Below are 20,585 nucleotides of genomic sequence, written 5' to 3' on the forward strand. Positions count from 1 at the left end.
TTTATATACGCAATGCCCTTGTCTTGCAAGGTCTGGGGGCTCGTGGTAGCGTGGCCTCCACATTGCGCATGCTATGCAGGAGTTTTTATGATCGACCTCAAACTGGTGCAAAAACAGCCCGAAGTGCTGGCCAAGGCCCTGGCCGACCGGCAGTCGCCGCTGAAAGTAGATGAGTTCCTCGAACTGGACGGCCGCCGTCGTGCGTTGCTGGCCGAAGTGGAAAGCCTGAAACAGCAGCAGAACGCCGCCTCCCGTCAGGTGGCCCAGATCAAGCGTGAGGGCGGGGACGCCTCCCACATGATGGAAGAACTGGGCGCCCTGTCGGCCCGCATCAAGGCCCTGGACGTGCAGACCGCCGAAGCCAAGGCCGCTGTGGAAAACTGGCTCATGGGGGTGCCCAACATCCCGGACGCCAGCGTGCCCGTGGGCAAGGACGAGACCGAGAACGTGGAAGTGCTCCGCTGGGGCACGCCGCGCCAGTTCGATTTCGAGATCCGTCAGCACTGGGAGCTGGGCGGCGCCGCCCTGGATTTCGAGCGCGCCACCCGTCTGGCCGGCAGCCGCTTTGCCCTGTACATGGGCTGGGCCGCCCGTCTGGACCGCGCCCTGGTCAACTTCTTCCTGGACCAGCATGTGAAGCACGAGGACTACATCGAAGTCTGTCCTCCCTTCATGGTCAACCGCGCCACCATGACCGGTACGGGCCAGCTGCCCAAGTTCGAGGAAGACCTCTTCAAGATGCCCGCCTGGGACTACTACCTCATCCCCACCGCCGAGGTGCCCCTGACCAACATCCACGCCGGTGAGGTGCTGGACGAGGCCGACCTGCCCCGCGCCTACTGTGCCGCCACGCCCTGCTTCCGTTCCGAAGCCGGTGCCGCCGGCAAGGACACGCGCGGCCTGATCCGCCTGCACCAGTTCACCAAGGTGGAGATGGTGCGCTTTGCCCATCCTGACGACAGCTTCAACCAGCTGGAGATCATGGTGGGCCATGCCCGTACCCTGCTGGAAAAGCTGGAGCTGCCCTACCGCGTCATCACCCTGTGCACGGGCGACATGGGCTTCGGTTCCGCCAAGACCTACGACCTGGAAGTCTGGCTGCCTGCCCAGAACACCTACCGCGAGATCTCCTCCTGCTCCAACTGCATCGATTTCCAGGCCCGCCGTGCGGACATCCGCTTCAAGCCCAAGGGCGGCAAGAGCACCTACTGCCATACCCTCAACGGCTCCGGCCTGCCCACGGGCCGCGCCATGGCCGCCATCCTGGAGAACGGCCAGCAGAAGGACGGCAGCATCGTACTGCCCAAGGCCCTGGTGCCCTATATGGACGGCGTGGAAGTCATCGAGCCTGCGGGCAAGAAGTAATCCACGGTCGAACAGCGAATCCGATAAGGCGGTGCCCCTCGCGGGGTGCCGCCTTTTTTCGTGCCTGGGATGTGGAAAACTCAGCGGGCTCGTTCCGGGAAACGGCAGCGTTGCCGGAGCCGCGAGATGAAGAGGGAAGGGGGATGCCTGGCGGCCGCCCGGCATGTGCATAAAAAAAGCGGCCTGCCGCGTGGCGCGGCAGGCCGTGGAGTCCGCCCGTTGCGGGCGGTCCGGCTCCCCGAGGAGTGGGAGCCGGAGGAGGGTCCTTCAAGAGGGGGGATTACTGTTTCTGCACCGTGATGGAACGGGCGGCGGGGGCTTCAGGCTGTTTGCGGGGGATGACGATGGTCAGCACACCGTTCTTGTGGCTGGCGCTGATGTTTTCCACATCAGCATCTTCAGCCAGGCCGATCTGGCGGCAGAAGGAGCCGTAGACGCGTTCCTGCACATGGCAGACGGGTTCCTTGGCTTCCGCCTTTTCGCCTTCGGCGGCAGGGGCGGCGCAGCTTTCCATCTTCTTTTCACCTTCAACGGTCAGCATGCCGTCACGGACTTCGACCTTGACTTCATCGGGATCCACACCGGGCACTTCCATGTGGATGGTGTAGGCCTTGTCATCGCTGTGGATGTCCAGGCTGGGACGGATGTCGGCCTGCGGCTTGTCCATCAGGCTGGTCGGCCAGCCGGGCGTGAAGAAACCATTGAACAGACGGTCGATATCGTGATGCAGGCGATCCAGGGGCTGGAAGCTCTGTTCGGGCTGCTGGGCGTTGCGGGGAGAGAACCAATGCTGGGGATATACACGGATAAGGCTCATTTCAATGCCTCCTGATATTTTTCCTTGTTGACATAGAGGTAAGGTGGGATGGCTAGTTGTCAACATGTTGTGGAAAACTTTTTTCAAAAATGGGGAAAGACGCCACCGCGCGTCCCGGCCTGTCCCCGGCAGCCGGGGAGGCTTCCGTCTTTTATGGCCGGGGATTGCCAAATGCCGGAGGCGGGCGTATGGTGGCTCCATTCTCAGGGCGGGGTGCAAGTCCCCACCGGCGGTGATGGCGGTTTTCCGCATGAGCCCGCGAGCGCCGTACCATGCAACGTGGTGCGGGTCAGCAGATACCGGTGAGATCCCGGAGCCGACGGTAACAGTCCGGATGAAAGAGAACGGTTCGTTTTTCTGCCGTGTGGGGCGCAAAAAAGGACGGTCTTGGCGGCCGCCCCGCAGCGCGCACGGCAGCCGTGCCCTGATGCACATCTTCCGGCCCGTCCGGGCCGACCAAGGAGACGATGATGCATCAGTCCCCCGATATCCTGGCTTCTTTTGGTGATTGGGAAACGCGTATGGAACGCGCCCTGGCCTCCGTGCGTGCGGGCAGGGGCGTCCTGGTGGTGGACGACGAGGATCGCGAGAACGAAGGCGACCTTATCTATCCCGCCCACAGCCTGACCGATGCGCAGATGGCCCGTCTCATCCGCCATTGCAGCGGCATCGTGTGCCTGTGCCTCACCGATGAGCGCGCCACCCGCCTGGGCCTGCCGCCCATGGTGGCCCACAACACCAATACCCAGCAGACCGCTTTCACCATCTCCATCGAGGCCGCCGAGGGCGTGACCACCGGCGTTTCCGCCGCCGACAGAGTGACCACCATCAAGGCCGCCGTGGCCGAGGGTGCGCGTCCCGAGGACCTGCGCCATCCCGGCCATGTGTTCCCGCTGCGTGCCCGTCCCGGCGGCGTGCTGGAACGGCGCGGCCATACCGAGGCCACCGTGGACCTGATGTCTCTGGCGGGCCTGCCGCCCTGCGGTGTGCTGTGCGAGCTGACCAACGATGACGGCACCATGGCGCGTCTGCCGCAGGTGGCGGACTTTGCCCGTGCCAACGACCTGCCCCTGCTGGCCGTGGCGGACATCGTGCGCTGGCGTGAACGGCAGGAAGGCCGGGCCTGAGCCCCAGCCGTCTGATCCCCTTTTCCTGTCCCAGGACAGGGCTTGCCGTGGTCGCCGGCTGGAGTTGATGAATACCAGGAAAGAAAGCTGCCGGCGGCCGGCCGGGCAAGTATGAAAAAAAGGACGCTGTACGGCGTCCTTTTTTTCATGCCCGGGCCTGATCCCGGCGGGGGACGGAGGAGGGGCGCCCCCGCAGGATCAGTGCTGGCGGTGCAAGATTCGGTCGATGAGGAAGGGACGCACGGCCAGGAGCGTCTCCCAGGTGGGGATCATGGAGACCACGGAGGCCACCAGCATGAGGCCGATACCGGCCCACATGTTCCAGGGGATCTCTTCGCCAAGGATCAGCATAGCCAGGATGGGCGCCAGCACGGGCTTGAAGAAGAAGACCAGCGAGCCCTGCATGGCGGAGGTGGCTTCCATGCCCATGAAGTAGCAGGCATAGCCGCCCGCGGTGACGAAGACGCAGATGTAGAGCACGTTGAGGAGGTTGCCCGTGGTGTAGCCGCTGAAGAAGGGCATGGCGGCGAACATGGGCAGACCGGCGGCCTGGAGGGCATCGGCCACGGCGGGGATGTGGCTGATGAGCATGAGGACGATCATCTCGGCGCTGGCGGCCAGGCAGCTGAAGCAGGTGACGGCCACGCCGGAATACTGGGCGCACTGCTTTTTGCCCAGCACGGCATAGAGCGCGAAGGTGGCGGCCGAGAGCAGCACCAGGGTGACGCCCGTGGGGTCGAGCGTGGTGTGCAGCGGGTCGATGATGATCAGGGCGGCCAGCACTTCCATGACCAGGGCGGCGATGTGCTGGGGCCGGATGTCGGCGCGCAGGATGAGATAGGCGAAGGCCAGCACCAGCACGGGGTTGCAGCTGAACAGCACGCTGACCACCGAGGCCGGGGCGTAGAGGATGGACATCTGGTAGAACATCATGCTCACCACCAGGCCCACGAAGCCGAGCCAGGCAAAGCCTTTCCACGCGGCGGCGGTGACCCGTGCCCCGTGCTGGCGCAGGCCGCGCAGGGCAAAGGGGATGAGCAGCAGGCCGCCCACGAGGAAGCGGGTGCAGTTGAGCTGCATGGGATTGAAATCATGGGCCACGGTCTTCAGGGCCACTTCCATGGAGCTGAAGAAGACGGTGGCAAGAAAGATGAAAATGTATCCGCGGTTCATCGTTCAAGGTCCCTGGTTGGAAACTGTTGCTGGAGAAGTGCTGCGCTTGCCTATAGCAAGGGCCCCTGATACGGTAAAATGCTTAGTTGATATCGTAGATATATCAAAAATGCATGACAGGAGAGCGCATGGAGCTGAACTGGGAGCTTTGCCGGATATTCTATCAGGTGGCGCGTTGCCGCAATTTCAGCCGGGCGGCGGCCATGCTGTTCACCAGCCAGCCCGCGGTATCGCGCTCCATGGCGGCCCTGGAGCGCGAGCTGGGCTGCCGTCTGTTCATCCGCAACCGGCGCGGCGTGGAGCTTACGCCCGAAGGCCGCATGTTCTACGCCCATGTGGAGGCGGGCTGCGAGCAGTTCCGCCGGGGCCGGGAAGAGCTGGAACAGGCCGTGGGCCTGCAATCGGGCAGCATCGCCCTGGGGGCCAGCGAGACGGCTCTGCGCCACTGGCTGCTGCCGCGGCTGGACCGCTTCCATGCCCTGTATCCGGGGGTGCGGCTCCGGCTGTTCGGCGGTACGTCCCGGCAGGCCATCGATGAACTCAAGTCCGGGGCCATCGACTTTGCCGTGGCCGCCGTGCCCGGTGGCGGCTTCCGGGCCCTGAAGGAGACGCGCCTGTGCCCGCTGCGGGATGTCTTCGTGGCCTCGTCGGCCTTCGGGCAGCTGCGCGGCAGGGACGTGCCCCTGGATGAGGTGATGCGGCATCCTTTCATCTGCCACAAGCAGGGCAGCCTCACCTTTGAATTCCTGGAAAGCATGTGCAAGGCGCGGGGCGTGGACTTTGCCCCGGCCATGGAGCCGGACACCACGGGCCTGGTGCTGGATCTGGCCCGGCACGGCCTGGGCATCGGTTTTTTACCGGAAGTGGCCGCCAGAGAGGCCTTGGCCGCCGGGGAGGTGTTCGCCCTGCGGCTCGCGGAGGAACTGCCGTCGCGCAGCATCAGCCTGCTGGAGTACGACGGCCATACCCTGAGCCTGGCCGCACGCCGCCTGCGCGACATGCTCACCGAAGACGCGGCGGCCGGGGACGCGCTGTGAGGACTGAGGCCGACCAGGCACGGGCCCACAGGCTTTTTGCCGACCCTCTTTTCCAGGGGGACGGCACGGTGGCCGCTCCTGCGAGATCTGCCGGACGTTGACGGCATGACGAAAGGCCTTCCCGGGGGAAGGCCTTTTCCTTTTGGCGCGGTTTTGCCCTTCCGGGCAGGAGAAGTGTCAAAAGGCCCTAGGCCTTGCCCACGGCTGCCAGGAAACGCTGGCCGAGGATGGCCGGAGCCACGGTGCGCAGGGCCGTGCCGCCAAGCTCCAGGCTGTTTTCCTCATGCATGGGGCGGCTGGCCCCGGCCCGTTCCAGTTCTTTTTCAAAGGCTTCGCGCAGCAGGCGGAAGGAGGCCTCCACCTCGGGATAGCTGTTGTCCTCGCGCCAGGGCAGGCGCAGGCTCTGGCTGCCGTGCCGCCCTTTGTGGGACGGGATGGAGAGCTGGTAGCACGGCCGGTCATCAGTGTCCTGTCCGGCCCGTTCGTGCTGCCCGGGCCAGCAGTGTTCCTGCCAGGATTCCGGCGGTTCGGGGATGAGCGAGGTGATGCTCAGCGGCGGTGTGGCCAGCTCTCGCTCGAAGTCTTCCAGGGTGACGGCATAAGTCAGGACAGGGCGCAGGTTGCCGCGCTTTTTCTCTATTTTCCAGGTGATCCGCATACGGGCTCCTTGATGGTCAGGCTCCGGCGGGCAGACGCAGCAGCTCGCCGAAGGGGGGCTGTTCCCCTCCCTGTCCCCAGACGGCCCAGAGCAGGGGGCAGGCGGGTTCGTCGGGGAAGGAGGAACATTCCAGATCCGTGAACCAGAGCAGGCAGGCCGGGCGCAGGCCGTTGTCGTCCAGCCAGCGGCCCACGGGCTTAAAGTCCGTACCGCCGCCGCCCACGGGGCTCAGATGCAGGGGCAGGTCCTGCCGCCGAAAGGTCCGCACGGCCTGCACGCGGCTGTCGTGGAAGATGACCACCAGCTCCGTCTCGTAGGCCGCCAGGATGGACGACAGCTCCGCGCAGAACAGGGAGAGAGCGGCATCGTCCACCGATCCCGAGCAGTCCACGGCCACGGCCAGCTGCGGGATGCGCTGCTCCTGCCGCCCGGGCAGGTAGATGCCGTGATGCAGGTAACGCCGGTTGGGCGCGCTCCAGGTATAGTCATTGAGCGCGCAATTCTCCAGGAAGCGGCGCAACAGGCCGCGCCAGTCCGTGCCGCCGTCGTGGCGGCCGCCGCGCAACAGGCGACTGAAGCCCGCAGGCTCGCGGCCCATGTGCCGCGCCCGTTGCAGGGCCTGTTCCAGGCGCAGTTCGGCCTCCTGTTCCGCCTTGTGGCGCGCGTCTCCCTGCCCGTCCTCCAGCAGGGGATGGTCGCGGACCTCACCGGAAAAATACGGGACAGGCTGTTCTTTTTCCGGCTTGTCCCCGGCGGGGCGGGCCTTGCCTGCGGCTTCCGGGGCGGCATCATCCGTTTTTCCTTCACGGGAAGGGGCGGCCGCAGGGGTGTCCTGCCGCTCTTTCCCGTCATGTTCTTGCCGGCTGGCCTCCTTTTCCCGGGGCCTGCGCCCGGCGGCCTGTTGCTGCGCACCGCCGTGCAGGGGTGTGTCCTGCAGGGCGGCAAGGCGGCCATAGACCTCGTCCACGCTGAGCCCCGCATATTCGGGATGCTCCAGATGTCCCTGCGGCAACCGGAAACCGGCGCCGAGCAGCAGGGCATCCACCACCACGTCGCAGGCTTCGTTCCAGAGCCGGGCATCGCGCCCGTTGCGCCGGACATGGTGGGCGCAGGCAAGATGCATGACCTCGTGGGCCTGGGCCCCCACCAGCCGCTCGTGGGGCAGGGTGGCCGCCCAGACAGGGTTGAAGCCCAGCGTGCGGCCGTCGGTCCAGAGGTGGCGGCAGGAGCTGTCCGCTTTCAGCTCCAGATGCAGGGCCAGGGAGCCGAAAAAGGGCTGCCGGAGCACCAGTTCCGCCCGGGCCCGGATCATGGCCGTGAGGGCTCGCTGCTGCAGGGGGGTGGCCGGAACGTCCGCCGCAAGGCCGTGGCGCATACCTTGTGGTGCGGACGGGCGTTCCGGCCGGGGTCCCTGCCCTGCTGTCCCGGGCGTTTCCGGGGAAGGCGGGCATACCGCGGCGTCTGGTTTGGAGCGGGTGTCTTCGGCCGTTGGGACGGCATCCCGGCGGCTGACGGAGGAGGGGACACGCACGCCCCGGGAGAGGGGGGCTCGGTGCAGGGCAGGAAGATCGTCCCTGTTCACATCAGGACCTCGGCGTTGTCGCGGGCCCAGCGGGCAAAGGGCTCGCTCTCCACCACGGCGGGATCCTGACGGACGGCATCGCGCATGAGCAGCACGCCGAACTCGGCGGGCAGGCGTCCGGCATAGGCGGCCAGGGCTTCCATGGTGGCGGGCGCGGTACGCAGGGCCAGGGCCTCGCACAGGGCATAGAGGGAGGCCGGGTCAACGGGCACGGGGGCTTCTTCGGGAGCGCTGAGGACGCTCTCCACGCTGGGCAGATGGCGCCATTCCCGCAAAAAGCCGCTCAGTTCCGCCGCGGCCGCCTGGCCTATGGTCCCGGCCAGCAGCTCTTCTTCCAGCGGGCCTTCCGGGGCGGCATCGAGGATGCGGGAGGCGAATTCCCAGGAGCGCGGCGAGGCGAAGGCCCTGTCCGACGAGCGGGGATCGAAATTATGCAGCAGACGCGGCCGGAAGCGCAAAAAGGCCTGGATGTCCTCGCGGATACCGTTGTCTCGGGCCCAGTCCAGCCAGTCGTCGATATGGCACTCCACATCCAGATGCACCATGCGGTTGGCCAGGGCCGAAGGCATGCGGTAGGTCACGGCCCGGTCGCTCTCGCGGTTGCCCGCGGCCACCACGGCCCAGCCGTCGGGCAGGCGGTACTGGCCCACGCGCCGGTCGAGGATGAGCTGGTAGCAGGCGGCCTGTACCAGCGGGGGCGCGGCGTTGAGCTCGTCCAGGAAGAGGATGCCTTCTTCCGTGTCCTGCGGATGGGGCAGGAATTCCGGTACGCACCAGGAGGTGATGCCGTCGTCGCTGATGTGGGGCAGGCCGCGCAGGTCCACAGGGTCCAGCAGCACGGCGCGCAGGTCGTAGAGCTTGCGGCCCTGACGGCGGGCCACGTCGGCCACCAGCCGGCTCTTGCCCACACCGGGCGGTCCCCAGAGGAACACGGGTTGCCGGATACGCACCAGATGGTGCAGTGCCTCACAGACATGGCTGGGTCTCATGCAGGGGTCCTTTTAAATAAATTGAATTTCATTTTCAATTACGATATACGGGGAGGGCATGCAAGGCAAGTCTTTTTTGGGGGCGGCCGCATGCAAGGAGCAAAGCATGGATATCTGGCAGCATATCATCCATCCCAGGGACGTCTGGGGGCATCTTTCCCGGTACCTGAAACAGGGCGGGCACGCTGCCGTGCAGCGGGAAGTCGTGCGTTCCCTGCGGCTGAGGGCGTGCGACGTTGTCCTGGATCTGGGCGGTGGCGGCCATGCCCTGGCACAGCTGGCCCTGTATTCGGGGACCGTCTACGGCGTGGCCGCCAGCACGGCAGCGGTATCGGCGGCCACGGTACGCAACCGCCATGACGTGGCCCGGGGCAGGATCCATATCTGCCGGGGCGCATTCCCCGCCCTGCCGTTCCCTGCGGCCATGTTCCACGTCATCACCGCGTTCGAACCCGCGTTCTGGGCAGGGGACCTGTCCGCCTGCCTGCGCGAGATCCGGCGCCTGCTGCGGCCCGGCGGCCAGTGCGTGCTGGTGTGCGCTGACGAGCGGCAGAGCGGCGGCCACGTCCCGGCCGGACAGGGGCCGGACGAACTCAACGCCCTGGCGGACAGGGCCGGGCTGCTATGCCTGCCGCCCCTGCGTTTGCGGGGCAAGGGCCGTGTGGTCCTGCACTGGTTGCAGCCCGCCTGCGATCTGTGCCGCCCCATGCCGCTGGACGTGTTCCCGGCGGGCTGGGCCCAGGCCTGCTAGGGGGGTGGGGGAAGGGGCTCCCATCCTTTCTCCCTTTTATGCGTCACCGGCGTTGGCCCGCAGGACTGCGGCCAACGCCGGTGTTTTTTGTCCTAGCCGCCGATGAGGTAGCGCGAGCGTTTGCCCATGATCTTCTTGATGGCCAGGATGCTGAGGATGCAGAGGCCGATCTCCACGGTCACGGTGAGGTTGGCGATGGTGAAGACCTGCCCGGGCAGCGCGGCGCCGAGCACCTGGAACAGGGGCTGCTGGAAGATGCCCTGGAAGATGGCGTGCAGGAAGAAGAGCGGGAAGCTGTAGCGGGCCAGGAAGTCCAGGGCCAGCACTTCCCTGTCCATGCCTTCCAGCAGCTCCAGCACCCAGGAGCCGATGCAGAGTTTCTGCACATAGTAGGCCCCTTCGATATTGGGCATGAAACTGCCGAAGTAATGGTCGGCCACGATGAGCAGGGAGGTCAGCACGGCCGTCACGCGGATGGCGCCGAGGTGGCGGCGGATGAAGGCCATGCAGGCGTCACGGTTGCGGGCGCAGTAGACGCCCATGAGGAAGATGGGCACGAAGAAACAGAGGTTGCGCAAGGGCGAGACCAGCAGGCGCGGCACCATCAGGGGCAGGACGGAGGCCGGGAGCAGGATCTTTTGCAGCAGCCCGGTGGGCAGGTGGAAGATGAGCGGGCCGACGCTGAACACGGTCATGATGAAGGGGATGTACCAGTACGGCACCAGACTGGCCGACCCGTAGGCCAGACAGCGCAGCACGTCCCACAGGGAGGCCACGGGCGTGCCGTCATTGATGAAGGGGATGTCGTAGCCGAACCAGTGGTGGGAGACCCAGCCCGCAGCCAGCAGGAGCAGCGAAAGGATGAAATAGGGACAGAAGACGTTGACGATCTTGGACTTGTAGAAGCGCAGGGGGGAGAACTGGCCTTTCCGGCGGTTCACGAAATCGAACAGATAGCCGGAGATGAAGACGAAGTAGATGGTGGCGGAGTGGAAAAGACATAATCGCAGGCTGTCCTGGAGCCTGGCGGCGTCCTCGCTGCCCGCGAGGACGGGGCCCACCCACATGTGGGTGAGCATGACGGAGACGATGGCGAAGGCCCTGAAATAGTGGAAGGTCAGGTCATAGTTCTTTTGCGTCATGCAGTACCTTTGATCCGGCCGGATATCCGGCGCAGGAGTGGCGAAATTCCTTATCGTACAGATAAGGATTATTGCCTCCTAAACCGGATGGGCGGCCTATGTCAACGGTTGCAGACGCAGGGCAAGGCGGGTGTGGCGGGTGCGGGTCTTGTTGTTCTTGACGGCCATGTGCAGGGCGCGGCTCTCGCCCACCAGCACCACCAGCTTCTTGCCGCGCGTGACGCCGGTGTAGACCAGGTTGCGCTGCAGCAGCACATAATGCTGCATCATCAGCGGGATGACCACGGCAGGGTATTCTGAGCCCTGCGATTTGTGGATGGAGATGGCGTAGGCGGGCGTCAGCTCGTCCAGCTCCTCGAAGTCGTAGGGCACCACGCGGTCGTCGTAGCGCACGCTCAGGGTCCGCTCCTTGCCGTCCAGAAAGACGATGCGGCCCACGTCGCCGTTGAAGACGTCCTTGTCGTAGTTGTTGCGGATCTGCATGACCTTGTCGTGCAGGCGGAAGCTGCGTTCGCCGCGCCGCACTTCCAGCCCGTTGGGGTTGAGGCTGGCCTGCAGGCGCAGGTTGAGCTGCGCCGCGCCCACGGCGCCCTTGTGCATGGGCGTGAGCACCTGGATGTCGTTGACCGGGTCCAGGCCGAAGCGGCGCGGGATGTGGTTGCGCACCAGATCCACCACCATGTCGGCGGCGCGTTCCGGATCGTTCTGGTGGATGAAATAGAAATCCGAGAGCCTGTCCTTGCTGGATTCCAGCGAGGGCACCTGCCCCTTGTTGATGAGGTGGGCGTTGCAGATGATCTCGCTCTCCGCCGACTGGCGGAAGATCTCGGTCAGCTCCACCACGGGCACCGCCCCGGAGGCGATGATGTCGGCCAGCACGTTGCCCGGGCCCACGGAGGGCAGCTGGTGCACGTCGCCCACCAGCACCACGGTGGCGCCCATGGGCACGGCCTTGAGCAGGTGGTAGAAGAGCAGGGTGTCCATCATGGAGGCCTCGTCCACCACCAGCAGGCCGCAGGCCAGCGGGTTGTCCTCGTTGCGGGCAAAGCCGTCCTCCTGCGGGCTGTATTCCAGCAGGCGGTGGATGGTGCGGGCCTCGCGGCCCGAGGTCTCGCTCATGCGCTTGGCGGCGCGGCCCGTGGGCGCGGCCAGCAGGATCTTGGCCTTGACCTCGGCGAACAGGCGGATGATGGCGTTGATGATGGTTGTCTTGCCCGTGCCGGGGCCGCCGGTGAGCACCATGACCTTGCTGCGCGCCGCGGTGCGCACGGCCTCCAGCTGTTCCGGGGCCAGGCTGATGGACAGGGACTCCGTGACCTTCTCCACCAGGGCGTCGGGCTCGGCAAAGCGCACGGCCTTGGGCGAGTGCAGCAGGCGGTGCAGATAAAAGGCCGTCTTGGATTCGTAATGGTGGTAGCGGCGCAGGTAGACGGCCACTTCCGGCGCTTCCGCCTCGTCGCCGTCCTCGCGGAAGACAGCGGGCAGGCGCCCGGGCAGCTCGTCCAGGCTCTCGCGCACCACGCGTTCTTCCTGTTCCAGGGCCAGCACGGCCTGCCGGGCCAGATCGCGGTCCACGGCCAGCTGCTGGCAGGCCTGGTCCAGCAGTTCCTCCTCGGGCAGGAAGACGTTGCCGTCGTCCGTGGCCTTTTGCAGCACATAGAGCAGCCCGGCCTGGATCCGCAGGGGGTGATCCTCGGCAAAGCCCAGCTTGCGGGCCGCGGCGTCGGCCGTCACGAAGCCGATGCCCCGGATGTCCATGGCCAGGCGGTAGGGGTTCTCGCGCACCACGTTGAGGGCCTCGCCGCCGTAGGCGCGGTAGATGCGCACGGCATAGGCGGGCGTGATGCCGTGGGGCTGCAAAAAGAGCAGCAGGTCACGGATGCCCCGGTGTTCGGCCCAGCTTTCCTTGATCTTCTCGAAACTCTTCTTGCCCACGCCCTTGATCTTGAGCAGGCGTTCGGGCTCTTCGTCCAGCACGCGGATGGTGTCCGTGCCGAAGGCGGCCACGATGCGTCCGGCCATCTCCTCGCCCACGCCCTTGATGAGGCCCGAGGCCAGGTACAGGCGGATGCCTTCGCTGGTGGCGGGCAGCATCTCCTCGGCCATGTCGAAGGCCAGCTGGCGGCCGAAGCGCGCGTTGTTGACCCAGCGGCCGCTGACCTGCAACTGGACGCCCACCTGCGGATTGACCATGTGGCCCACGCAGGTCACGGGATCGCGGCTCACCGTGCGGCTGGGCGCGCCCTTGACCTTGGCCTCCACGGGCAGGGCTCTGTCGGGCAGCAGGCGCAGCACGGTATAACCGTTCTCTTCGTTGTGGAAGACCACACGCTCCAGCGTGCCGGTGAGTTCCACGGCATCGGGATCGCGCAGCAGGGGAAGATCGTCGGACATGGCGGACCAGATGAGCGGTTTTTGGGGGGATGGGGGAGTTCGAGGGGGAAGGGAGACCTTTTTACCGCAGGAAAAAGGGCCCCTTTCCCCCTCGCCAGACTTTCTTGAGACTTAGAACCAGTCCACGCCGTCGGGCACGGGCAGGACGGCCATGCGTTCCTGCAGCAGCAGGGCGTCGGCCAGCACCAGGGCGGTCATGGCCGTGAGCACGGGCACGATGCGCGGGATGGCCGCCAGGTCGTGACGGCCGCCGATGAGCACGCTGGCGGGCTGGTCGTGGACGTCGATGGTCCGCTGCTCCTGCGCGATGGAGGCGATGGGTTTGACGCCCACGCGCAGCACGATGTCCTGGCCGCTGGAGATGCCGCCCAGGATGCCGCCCGCATGGTTGCTGGCAAAGCGGCCGCCGGGCAGCATGGGATCGTTGTTCTGCGAGCCGGTGAGGCGCGCGGCGGCAAAGCCTTCGCCCACTTCCACGGCCTTGACCGCGCCCACGCCCATGAGGGCATAGGCCAGCCGGGCGTCCAGCTTGTCGAAGCAGGGCTCGCCCAGGCCGGCGGGCACGTTGCGGGCCACCACCTGCACCACGCCGCCCAGGGTGTCCCCGGCGGCACGGGCCGCGGCGACGCGCTCTTCCCAAAGCGGGACCACGCTGTCGGCGGCGGCGAAGAAGGGACGGCTCAGGGCCGCATCCAGATCGCATGCGTCAGGGGGCACGGCGATGCCGCCCAGCTCCACGGCCCCGGCCACGATCTGGATGCCGCGCGTGGCCAGCAGCTTTTTGGCGATGGCCCCGGCCGCCACGCGGGCCACGGTCTCGCGCCCGGAGGAGCGGCCGCCGCCGCGATAGTCGCGGATGCCGTGGAACTTTTTGAAAAAGCCCCAGTCCGCGTGCCCGGGCCGGAAGACTTGAGCCAGGTTGCCGTAATCGCGGGAGCGCTGGTCCTCGTTGGCGATGTGGAAGGCGATGGGCGTGCCGGTGGTCAGGCCCTGGAACACGCCGGAAAGGATGCGGACGGTATCGGATTCCTTGCGCTTGGTGGCCGTGGCGCCCTGTCCGGGCTTGCGCAGGTCAAGCTCGCGCTGCAGGTCTTCCTCGCTCAGGGGCAGACCTGCGGGGCAGCCGTCCAGCACGCCGCCCAGACCGGGCCCGTGGGATTCGCCGTATGAGGTGAGGCGCAGGATGCGCCCAAAGGAATTGCCTGCCATATCACGCCTCCGTACTGCGGGCCTTGATGCGGGGCAGGCCCAGGATGATGGCCAGGATGCCGGCCACGGCCAGCAGCATGCAGTACCAGTTGTTGATGGTGATCTCCAGCGGCGAGATCTTGGCCAGGGAACCGGCCAGCAGCAGCTGGGCGGCCCAGGGGATCAGGCCCTGGAAGACACAGGAAAAGATGTCCAGAAGGCTGGCGCTGCGGCGCGGATCGATGCCGTTCTTGAGGGCGATTTCGCGGGCCAGGCCGCCGGTGAGGATGATGGCCACGGTGTTGTTGGCCGTGCAGATGTCGGCCAGGCTGGCCAGCAGGGCGATGCAGGATTCCCCCACCCGCGAGGAGCCCTTGCCGCCGCTTTTCCCGGCCAGGCGACGGGCCAGGCCGTCCACACGGGCCAGCAGCCAGGCGATGCCGCCGTGGTAGCGGATGAGCTCGCCCAGGCCGCCGATGAGCATGGACAGGACCATGATCTCGTTCATGCCGGTGAAGCCCTTGTAGATGTCCTGCCCCCAGCGGAGCAGGCTGTAGGGCACGATCTGGCCGTCCGCGCCGGGGATGCCGCAGAACAGGCCCACCAGACCGCTGAGCAGGATGCCCGTGGCCAGGACGATGAAGGCATTGAGCCCGGTCAGGGCCAGCACCAGCACGGCGATGTAGGGCAGGACGCGGATCAGCTCGAAGTCGTGCAGGGTCACTTCGGTACCGCCCGAGGCCGAGAACCAGAGCAGGGCCACGGTGAGCAGGGCGGCGGGCAGGACGATGAGGAAGTTCATGCGGAACTTGTCGCCCATCTCGCAGCCCTGGGTGCGGGTGGCGGCGATGGTGGTGTCCGAGATCATGGACAGGTTGTCGCCGAACATGGCCCCGCCCAGCACCACGCCCATGAGCACGGGCACTTCGATGCTGGTCTGGGCGGCCACGCCCAGGGCGATGGGCGTGATGGCGGCCACGGTGCCCATGCTGGTGCCCATGGCCGTGGACACGAAGGCGCCGATGAGGAACAGGCCGGGCAGGATGAAGGCCGGCGGCACCAGCGAAAGGCCGAAGTTCACCGTGGCATTCACGCTGCCGATGGCCGTGGCCGTGGCGGCAAAGCCGCCCGCCAGCAGGTAGATCATGCACATGGTGATGATGTTGATCTCGCCCACGCCGGTGAGGAAGATGGTGATCTTTTTGGACAGGCGGGCCCGGCCCTGCATCAGGGCCAGGGCGATGGCGGGCAGGATGGCCACGGTGGCGGAGAGCTGGTAGAAGGCCATGTCCACACCGGCCAGGCTCAGGCTGACGCCCGTACCGATGAAGATGAGCAAAAAGAGCAGCAGGGGCAGGATGGCGGCAAAGGAAGCCGGCGCTTCCTGCTGTTCCTGCGGGGCCATGTAGGTTTGCGGGTTCATGATGCCTCGGCACGCGGAAAGGTGGATGGGATGGCGGCAGGCCCGCGGGCCCCGCCTTGCGGGTCAGTGGCTGTGCCGCGCGCCGGGCGCGGCGGCGGATGTCACGGCATCCGTAATCGCTCAATGTACTTAATACGCACAGGGCTTGCAAGTTGCAGGCCGGGCGCGAGCGCCTAGGGGGAGGGCCGCCATCCCGGCAGGGGCGGGCGCCCTGCGGCATGGCAGCGGGCCGAAGCGGGGCCGGTACGATGCCTGACGCATCCCGGTCCGGCAGAGGGACCTGCGGGGCCGCAAGGGCCGGTTCCCGGTGGCGGCAAGATGCCGGGAGGGGCTTGTCCCTCTCCTATGCGGTCATCGGGGCGAGTGGCCGCATAGGGCCGCCCACGGGAGGACGGGACGCCCGGCGGCGGAAACAAAAAAGGCCGGGGGAAGCCCCGGCCTTCGTCAGGATATGTCGTGCGGGCTAGACCTTGGCGGCGGTGCGCAGGTCGGCCACGGCGTCGGTCTTTTCCCAGGTGAACTCGGGCAGCTCGCGGCCGAAGTGGCCGTAGCAGGAGGTCTTGGAGTAGATGGGACGCTTGAGGTCCAGACGCTTGGTGATGAAGTAGGGGCGCATGTCGAAGACTTCACGCACGGCCTTGGTCAGCACTTCGTCGGGGATCTCGCTGGTGCCCTGGGAGGAGACCAGCACGCTCACCGGGTCGGCCACGCCGATGCAGTAGGCGATCTGGACTTCGCACACGGGGGCCAGACCGGCGGCCACCACGTTCTTGGCGATGTAACGGCCCATGTAGGCGCCGGAACGGTCCACCTTGGAGGGGTCCTTGCCGGAGAAGGCGCCGCCGCCGTGATGGCCGCTGCCGCCGTAGGTGTCCTGGATGATCTTGCGGCCGGTGAGGCCGCAGTCGCCCATGGGACCGCCCACCACGAAACGGCCGGTGGTGTTGATGAAGATCTCGCAGTCCTTTTCATCGAAGTAGCCGGAGGGCTCCAGCACGGGACGGATCACGTGCTTCTTCACGGCTTCGATGATGTCGGCCTGGGAGGCGGAGGCGGCGTGCTGGGTGGAGACCACCACGTTGTTGATGCGCACGGGCTTGCCGTCCATGTATTCGAAGGAGACCTGGGTCTTGCCGTCAGGACGGAAGAAGGGCACGGTGCCGTCCTTGCGCACCTTGGTCAGCTGCTGGGAGAGCTGGTGGGCCCAGAAGATGGGGGCGGGCATGAGGGTGGGGGTCTCGTTGCAGGCAAAGCCGAACATCATGCCCTGGTCACCGGCGCCCTGATCTTCGGGAGCGGCGCGCAGCACGCCCTGGGCGATGTCGGGGGACTGGTGGTCGATGGAGGAGATCACGGCGCAGGTGTCGGCGTCGAAGCCCATGTCGGAGCTGGTGTAGCCGATCTCGCGGATGGTCTCGCGCACCACATGGGGCAGGTCGGCGTAGCCCGTGGTGGTGATCTCGCCGGCGATGACCGCCATGCCGGTGGTCACCAGGGTCTCGCAGGCCACGTGGGCGTTGGGGTCCTGGGCCAGCAGGGTGTCCAGGACGGCGTCGGAGATCTGGTCCGCCACCTTGTCGGGATGGCCTTCGGTCACGGACTCGGAGGTGAAGAAATATTTGCCCTTGGTTTGCATTGGTCTGTTCTCCATGGTTCAGTATGGCCCGCGGCCGTCGCCGGGCCGCAGGTCGCCTGCACCGCCCGTGCGGGCGGCCGGGCAGGCATGGGGAAGCCGGACCGGCGCATCGGCACCGGTCCGGCCCCTGCCGAAAAAAGATGATGGCCTGTCCGCTAGTCCCTGAGCAGGATATTGTCGATCAGGCGGGCCTTGCCCATGCGGATGGCACAGGCCATGAGGGCCGGGCCTTCCACGGTGTCCAGGGGCTCCATGGACACGGGGTCCACCACGCTGAGGTAATCCAGACGGCCCAGGGTCAGGTGGTCCGCCCAGGTGCAGAGGGCGGCCTCACGCAGGATCTTGGCGTGGGTCTGTCCCTTCTGGGCCATGTCGCGGGCCAGCTGCAGGCCGCGATGGATCCAGGGGGCCTGGCGGCGTTCTTCCTCGGTGAGGTAGACGTTGCGGGAGGAGAGGGCCAGGCCGTCTTCCTCACGCACGATGGGACAGGTCTCGATGCGCACCGGCACGTTGAGGTCGCGCACCATGCGGCGCAGGATGGCCTGCTGCTGCCAGTCCTTCTGGCCGAAGACGGCCACGTCGGCCTGGGTGATCATGAACAGCTTCAGCACCACCGTGCAGACACCGCGAAAATGGGTGGGCCGGCTCAGGCCGCACATGATGCGGGAAAGGTCCGGCACCTCCACCCAGGTGGCGTGGTCTTCCGCGTACATGGACGCGGGCTCGGGGATGAAGATGGCGTCCGCGCCGTGGGCGGCGGCGATCTGCGTATCGCGCTCGATGTCGCGCGGATAGGCGGAAAGGTCTTCATTGGGACCGAACTGGGTGGGGTTCACGAAAAGGCTGACCACAAGACGCTTGGCAAGGCCGCGGCCCTGGTCCATGAGCGCCTCGTGACCGGCATGGTAATAGCCCATGGTGGGCACAAGGGCGATGTCTTCGCCGGCCGCGTGCCAGGAGCGGCACTGGGCCGCCAGATCTTGGGGATTGGTGAATATCTGCATATCAAGGTATGGTGATATAGTTAGTGGGGATTCCCTTATACCTGCTGCGGCAGGCCTTGTAAAGCCGCAAAAGCCCCGCGGGCGGGCCGGGGAGAAAAAACTTCTGTCCTGTCCGGCGTTTCCGGTTGCCTTGCCCGGGGGGAACAGGCATAACAGCATGCGGAGGTTCGTATGCTCAAACCTTTTTTCCAGGGGAAACTGGATACGTTTTGTGCCATCTATGCCGTGCTCAACGCCCTGCGCCTGACCCACGGCATCCAGACGCTCAAGGCGCGCGACATCCTCAACGAGACCCTGCTTTCCCTGGCCGAGAAGCCCGGTGCCCTGCGGGCCGTGCTGGAGCAGGACACGGACTACATGCAGCTGGTGGACGACATGATCCAGGCCCGCCAGCAGCGCTACCCCCTGCTGGTGGAAAAGCCCTTTGCCGAAGGCGAGGCCGTTTCGCCCGATGCCCTGTGGGACGCCTGCCGCGAGTGGCTGGCCCCGGGCGAGGGCCGCTGCATCCTGTTCCGCTTTTTGCGGCACCTGACGCCCGAGACGCCGCCCATGAACCGGCACTGGACCTGCGCCGACCGCATGGACGGGGACCTGCTGCATCTTTTCGACTGCAGCCACGAAGACGAAGCCGTGACGCTGATCCCGCGCGGGAGCTTCGTGACCCGCAGCGCCGACGTGCAGCGGGAACGCCTGCTGGTCATCCAGCCGCACAGCCTGCGCTTCCTGGCCCTGCCGTGGCGCGTCCACGCCTTCTAGCCTGACATTTCTCCGTTCCGCCCCGTTCCTGCGGGGCGGTCCCGCACGGCGGCGTCCCTGCTGCCGGACGCAGTCTATCCCGTTGCCTGCGCAACCATATCGCGCAATTTGTGATGACAAAAAAAACAGAGACGGATAGGCTATCTCCATGACTGTCCATTCCTTTTCTTCCGCAGCCGGAGCGGCCGCGCCCCTGACGCGCGCCCGTGTGTCCGGCTCTTTGCCGGTGTGGTCCCTGAGTCTGGGCTGTCCCAAGAACCGTGTGGATACCGAGCATCTGCTGGGGTCGCTGGGCATGCCCGTGCACAGCGTGGAACACATGGGCCGGGCACGTCTGGTCTTCATCAATACCTGCGGTTTCATCGAACCCGCCGTGCGCGAGTCCATCCGTTCCATCCTCGATGCCGTGGAGCGTCTGGGCCGCTGCAAGCGCCGCCCCCTGCTGGCCGTGGCCGGCTGTATGGTGGGGCGCTACGGCGTCAAGGATCTGGCCGCCGACCTGCCCGAGGTGGACCTGTGGCTGCCCACCGGTGAGCTGGAAAACTGGCCCGTCATGGTGCGCGAGGCCCTGGGCCTGCCCGCCGCGCCCGCGGCGCCGGGCCGCCTGCTCTCCACGGGCCCGTCCTATGCCTGGCTCAAGGTGGGCGAGGGCTGCCGTCACAAGTGCGCCTTCTGCACCATCCCCTCCATCCGGGGCCCGCTGCGCTCCGTGCCTGCGGCCGACCTGCGCGAGGAGGCCCGCGGCCTGCTGGCCGGCGGGGTGCGCGAACTGGTGTTGGTGGCCCAGGACCTGACCTCGTGGGGCAGCGATTTCGACACGCCCCAAAGCCTGCCCCATCTGCTGGACGAGCTGCTGCCCCTGGACCGCCTGACCTGGCTGCGCCTGCTCTACCTCTATCCCAGCGGCGTCACGCCCGAAATGCTGCGCTACATGCGCGAGGCCGGGCCGCAGCTGCTGCCGTACTTCGACATCCCCTTGCAGCATGCCCACCCCGAAGTACTGACCCGCATGGGCCGTCCCTTCGCCAATGATCCCCGCCGCGTGGTGGACCGCGTGCGCGAGGCCTTGCCCGAGGCCGCCCTGCGCACCACCTTCATCGTGGGCTATCCCGGCGAGACCGAGGAACATTTCCAGACCCTGTGCCGTTTCGTGGAAGAGACGCGCTTCCGCCACTTGGGCGTCTTCGCCTATCAGGCCGAGGAAGGCACGCCCGCGGCGGCCATGCCCGACCAGGTGCCCATGGAAGTGCGCGAGGAACGCCGCGCCACGCTCATGGAGATCCAGGCCGAGATCAGCGAACAGCAATTGCAGGAATCGGTGGGCCAGACCATGCCGGTGCTGGTGGATGCGCCGCATGACGAGTGGCCGGGCCTGCATGTGGGCCGCGTCTGGTTCCAGGCGCCCGAAGTGGACGGCATCACCTATGTGAGCGGCCTGGGCGTGGCCCCCGGCGCGCTGGTGCAGGGCGATATCGTGGAGAGCAGCACCTACGATCTGACCGCCCTGGCCTGATCCCTTTTTGATAGTGTTCGGCAGGGGCGC

General features: G+C 66.5%; 17 protein-coding genes and 1 riboswitch. Of the genes, 6 read left to right on the forward strand and 11 right to left on the reverse strand.

Annotated elements, in window-relative coordinates; translation table 11 throughout:
* The first annotated feature begins 87 nt into the window (after positions 1-87).
* Positions 88-1,365 (forward strand): serine--tRNA ligase, encoded by a 1,278-nt coding sequence (serS, locus tag DESPIG_RS07420; RefSeq protein WP_006006978.1) that lies wholly within the window; start codon positions 88-90, stop codon positions 1,363-1,365.
* A 280-nt stretch (positions 1,366-1,645) separates the two neighbouring features.
* Here the strand turns inward: serS and DESPIG_RS07425 are convergent, their stop codons facing one another.
* Positions 1,646-2,182, reverse strand: a complete 537-nt coding sequence (locus DESPIG_RS07425; protein ID WP_006006980.1) for an Hsp20/alpha crystallin family protein — start codon at positions 2,180-2,182, stop codon at positions 1,646-1,648.
* 195 nt (positions 2,183-2,377) lie between these two features.
* Positions 2,378-2,532, forward strand: a riboswitch (FMN riboswitch).
* Positions 2,533-2,652: 120 nt separating this feature from the next.
* Here DESPIG_RS07425 and ribB point away from each other — a divergent pair.
* Entirely contained in the window at positions 2,653-3,309 is a 657-nt protein-coding gene (ribB, locus tag DESPIG_RS07430) for a 3,4-dihydroxy-2-butanone-4-phosphate synthase (RefSeq protein WP_040369678.1), read from the forward strand.
* A 198-nt stretch (positions 3,310-3,507) separates the two neighbouring features.
* Here the strand turns inward: ribB and DESPIG_RS07435 are convergent, their stop codons facing one another.
* On the reverse strand, positions 3,508-4,482 hold the full coding sequence (locus tag DESPIG_RS07435; RefSeq protein ID WP_006006986.1) for a DMT family transporter: 975 nt from the start codon (positions 4,480-4,482) through the stop codon (positions 3,508-3,510).
* A 128-nt stretch (positions 4,483-4,610) separates the two neighbouring features.
* Between DESPIG_RS07435 and DESPIG_RS07440 the strand changes: the two genes are divergently transcribed.
* Positions 4,611-5,519, forward strand: coding sequence for a LysR family transcriptional regulator (locus tag DESPIG_RS07440; RefSeq protein ID WP_006006988.1), 909 nt, complete (start codon positions 4,611-4,613; stop codon positions 5,517-5,519).
* Positions 5,520-5,706: 187 nt separating this feature from the next.
* On the opposite strand, the gene DESPIG_RS07445 is transcribed toward DESPIG_RS07440, so the two are convergent.
* The 3 genes from DESPIG_RS07445 to DESPIG_RS07455 form a co-directional block, all read right to left on the reverse strand.
* A complete protein-coding gene (locus DESPIG_RS07445) occupies positions 5,707-6,177 on the reverse strand; it encodes a hypothetical protein (protein ID WP_006006990.1) in 471 nt (156 codons plus the stop codon).
* A 16-nt stretch (positions 6,178-6,193) separates the two neighbouring features.
* Complete coding sequence (locus tag DESPIG_RS07450; RefSeq protein WP_006006992.1) at positions 6,194-7,552, reverse strand: vWA domain-containing protein; 1,359 nt, start codon at positions 7,550-7,552, stop codon at positions 6,194-6,196.
* Between the two features lie 203 nt (positions 7,553-7,755).
* Entirely contained in the window at positions 7,756-8,748 is a 993-nt protein-coding gene (locus DESPIG_RS07455; RefSeq protein ID WP_006006994.1) for an AAA family ATPase, read from the reverse strand.
* 106 nt (positions 8,749-8,854) lie between these two features.
* Between DESPIG_RS07455 and DESPIG_RS12880 the strand changes: the two genes are divergently transcribed.
* On the forward strand, positions 8,855-9,499 hold the full coding sequence (locus tag DESPIG_RS12880) for a class I SAM-dependent methyltransferase (RefSeq protein ID WP_050760292.1): 645 nt from the start codon (positions 8,855-8,857) through the stop codon (positions 9,497-9,499).
* A 92-nt stretch (positions 9,500-9,591) separates the two neighbouring features.
* On the opposite strand, the gene DESPIG_RS07465 is transcribed toward DESPIG_RS12880, so the two are convergent.
* The 6 genes from DESPIG_RS07465 to panC all read right to left on the reverse strand — a co-directional run bounded on the left by DESPIG_RS07465 (position 9,592) and on the right by panC (position 18,286).
* Positions 9,592-10,641, reverse strand: coding sequence for an acyltransferase family protein (locus DESPIG_RS07465; protein ID WP_006006998.1), 1,050 nt, complete (start codon positions 10,639-10,641; stop codon positions 9,592-9,594).
* 96 nt (positions 10,642-10,737) lie between these two features.
* Complete coding sequence (gene recD2 / locus DESPIG_RS07470) at positions 10,738-13,035, reverse strand: SF1B family DNA helicase RecD2 (protein WP_006007000.1); 2,298 nt, start codon at positions 13,033-13,035, stop codon at positions 10,738-10,740.
* Between the two features lie 111 nt (positions 13,036-13,146).
* A complete protein-coding gene (gene aroC, locus DESPIG_RS07475) occupies positions 13,147-14,244 on the reverse strand; it encodes a chorismate synthase (protein ID WP_006007002.1) in 1,098 nt (365 codons plus the stop codon).
* 1 nt (position 14,245) lies between these two features.
* Positions 14,246-15,646 (reverse strand): Na+/H+ antiporter NhaC family protein, encoded by a 1,401-nt coding sequence (locus DESPIG_RS07480; protein ID WP_006007004.1) that lies wholly within the window; start codon positions 15,644-15,646, stop codon positions 14,246-14,248.
* Between the two features lie 463 nt (positions 15,647-16,109).
* Entirely contained in the window at positions 16,110-17,282 is a 1,173-nt protein-coding gene (gene metK / locus DESPIG_RS07485; RefSeq protein WP_006007010.1) for a methionine adenosyltransferase, read from the reverse strand.
* Positions 17,283-17,437: 155 nt separating this feature from the next.
* Complete coding sequence (panC, locus tag DESPIG_RS07490) at positions 17,438-18,286, reverse strand: pantoate--beta-alanine ligase (protein WP_006007013.1); 849 nt, start codon at positions 18,284-18,286, stop codon at positions 17,438-17,440.
* Positions 18,287-18,457: 171 nt separating this feature from the next.
* Here panC and DESPIG_RS07495 point away from each other — a divergent pair, with 171 nt between their 5' ends.
* Together DESPIG_RS07495 and rimO are read left to right on the forward strand one after the other, a co-directional pair.
* Positions 18,458-19,042: a hypothetical protein gene (locus DESPIG_RS07495; RefSeq protein ID WP_006007018.1), complete on the forward strand. Its 585-nt coding sequence runs from the start codon at positions 18,458-18,460 to the stop codon at positions 19,040-19,042.
* A gap of 148 nt (positions 19,043-19,190) precedes the next feature.
* Positions 19,191-20,555 carry a 30S ribosomal protein S12 methylthiotransferase RimO gene (gene rimO, locus DESPIG_RS07500; protein WP_081446851.1) on the forward strand — a complete coding sequence of 455 codons (1,365 nt, stop codon included), beginning with the start codon at positions 19,191-19,193 and terminating at the stop codon, positions 20,553-20,555.
* Positions 20,556-20,585 lie beyond the last annotated feature (30 nt).

The sequence above is a fragment of the Desulfovibrio piger ATCC 29098 genome (genome assembly GCF_000156375.1).
Taxonomy (GTDB): Bacteria; Desulfobacterota; Desulfovibrionia; order Desulfovibrionales; family Desulfovibrionaceae; genus Desulfovibrio; species Desulfovibrio piger.

Coding starts and splice junctions, on each gene's coding strand:
- DESPIG_RS07425 (WP_006006980.1), bottom strand. CDS start 2,182: ATGAGCCTTATCCGTGTATATCCCCAGCATTGGTTCTCTCCCCGCAAC.
- DESPIG_RS07450 (WP_006006992.1), bottom strand. CDS start 7,552: ATGCGCCACGGCCTTGCGGCGGACGTTCCGGCCACCCCCCTGCAGCAG.
- DESPIG_RS07440 (WP_006006988.1), top strand. CDS start 4,611: ATGGAGCTGAACTGGGAGCTTTGCCGGATATTCTATCAGGTGGCGCGT.
- DESPIG_RS12880 (WP_050760292.1), top strand. CDS start 8,855: ATGGATATCTGGCAGCATATCATCCATCCCAGGGACGTCTGGGGGCAT.
- aroC (WP_006007002.1), bottom strand. CDS start 14,244: ATGGCAGGCAATTCCTTTGGGCGCATCCTGCGCCTCACCTCATACGGC.
- DESPIG_RS07480 (WP_006007004.1), bottom strand. CDS start 15,646: ATGAACCCGCAAACCTACATGGCCCCGCAGGAACAGCAGGAAGCGCCG.
- serS (WP_006006978.1), top strand. CDS start 88: ATGATCGACCTCAAACTGGTGCAAAAACAGCCCGAAGTGCTGGCCAAG.
- recD2 (WP_006007000.1), bottom strand. CDS start 13,035: ATGTCCGACGATCTTCCCCTGCTGCGCGATCCCGATGCCGTGGAACTC.
- ribB (WP_040369678.1), top strand. CDS start 2,653: ATGCATCAGTCCCCCGATATCCTGGCTTCTTTTGGTGATTGGGAAACG.
- metK (WP_006007010.1), bottom strand. CDS start 17,282: ATGCAAACCAAGGGCAAATATTTCTTCACCTCCGAGTCCGTGACCGAA.
- rimO (WP_081446851.1), top strand. CDS start 19,191: ATGACTGTCCATTCCTTTTCTTCCGCAGCCGGAGCGGCCGCGCCCCTG.
- DESPIG_RS07465 (WP_006006998.1), bottom strand. CDS start 10,641: ATGACGCAAAAGAACTATGACCTGACCTTCCACTATTTCAGGGCCTTC.
- DESPIG_RS07445 (WP_006006990.1), bottom strand. CDS start 6,177: ATGCGGATCACCTGGAAAATAGAGAAAAAGCGCGGCAACCTGCGCCCT.
- DESPIG_RS07435 (WP_006006986.1), bottom strand. CDS start 4,482: ATGAACCGCGGATACATTTTCATCTTTCTTGCCACCGTCTTCTTCAGC.
- panC (WP_006007013.1), bottom strand. CDS start 18,286: ATGCAGATATTCACCAATCCCCAAGATCTGGCGGCCCAGTGCCGCTCC.
- DESPIG_RS07495 (WP_006007018.1), top strand. CDS start 18,458: ATGCTCAAACCTTTTTTCCAGGGGAAACTGGATACGTTTTGTGCCATC.
- DESPIG_RS07455 (WP_006006994.1), bottom strand. CDS start 8,748: ATGAGACCCAGCCATGTCTGTGAGGCACTGCACCATCTGGTGCGTATC.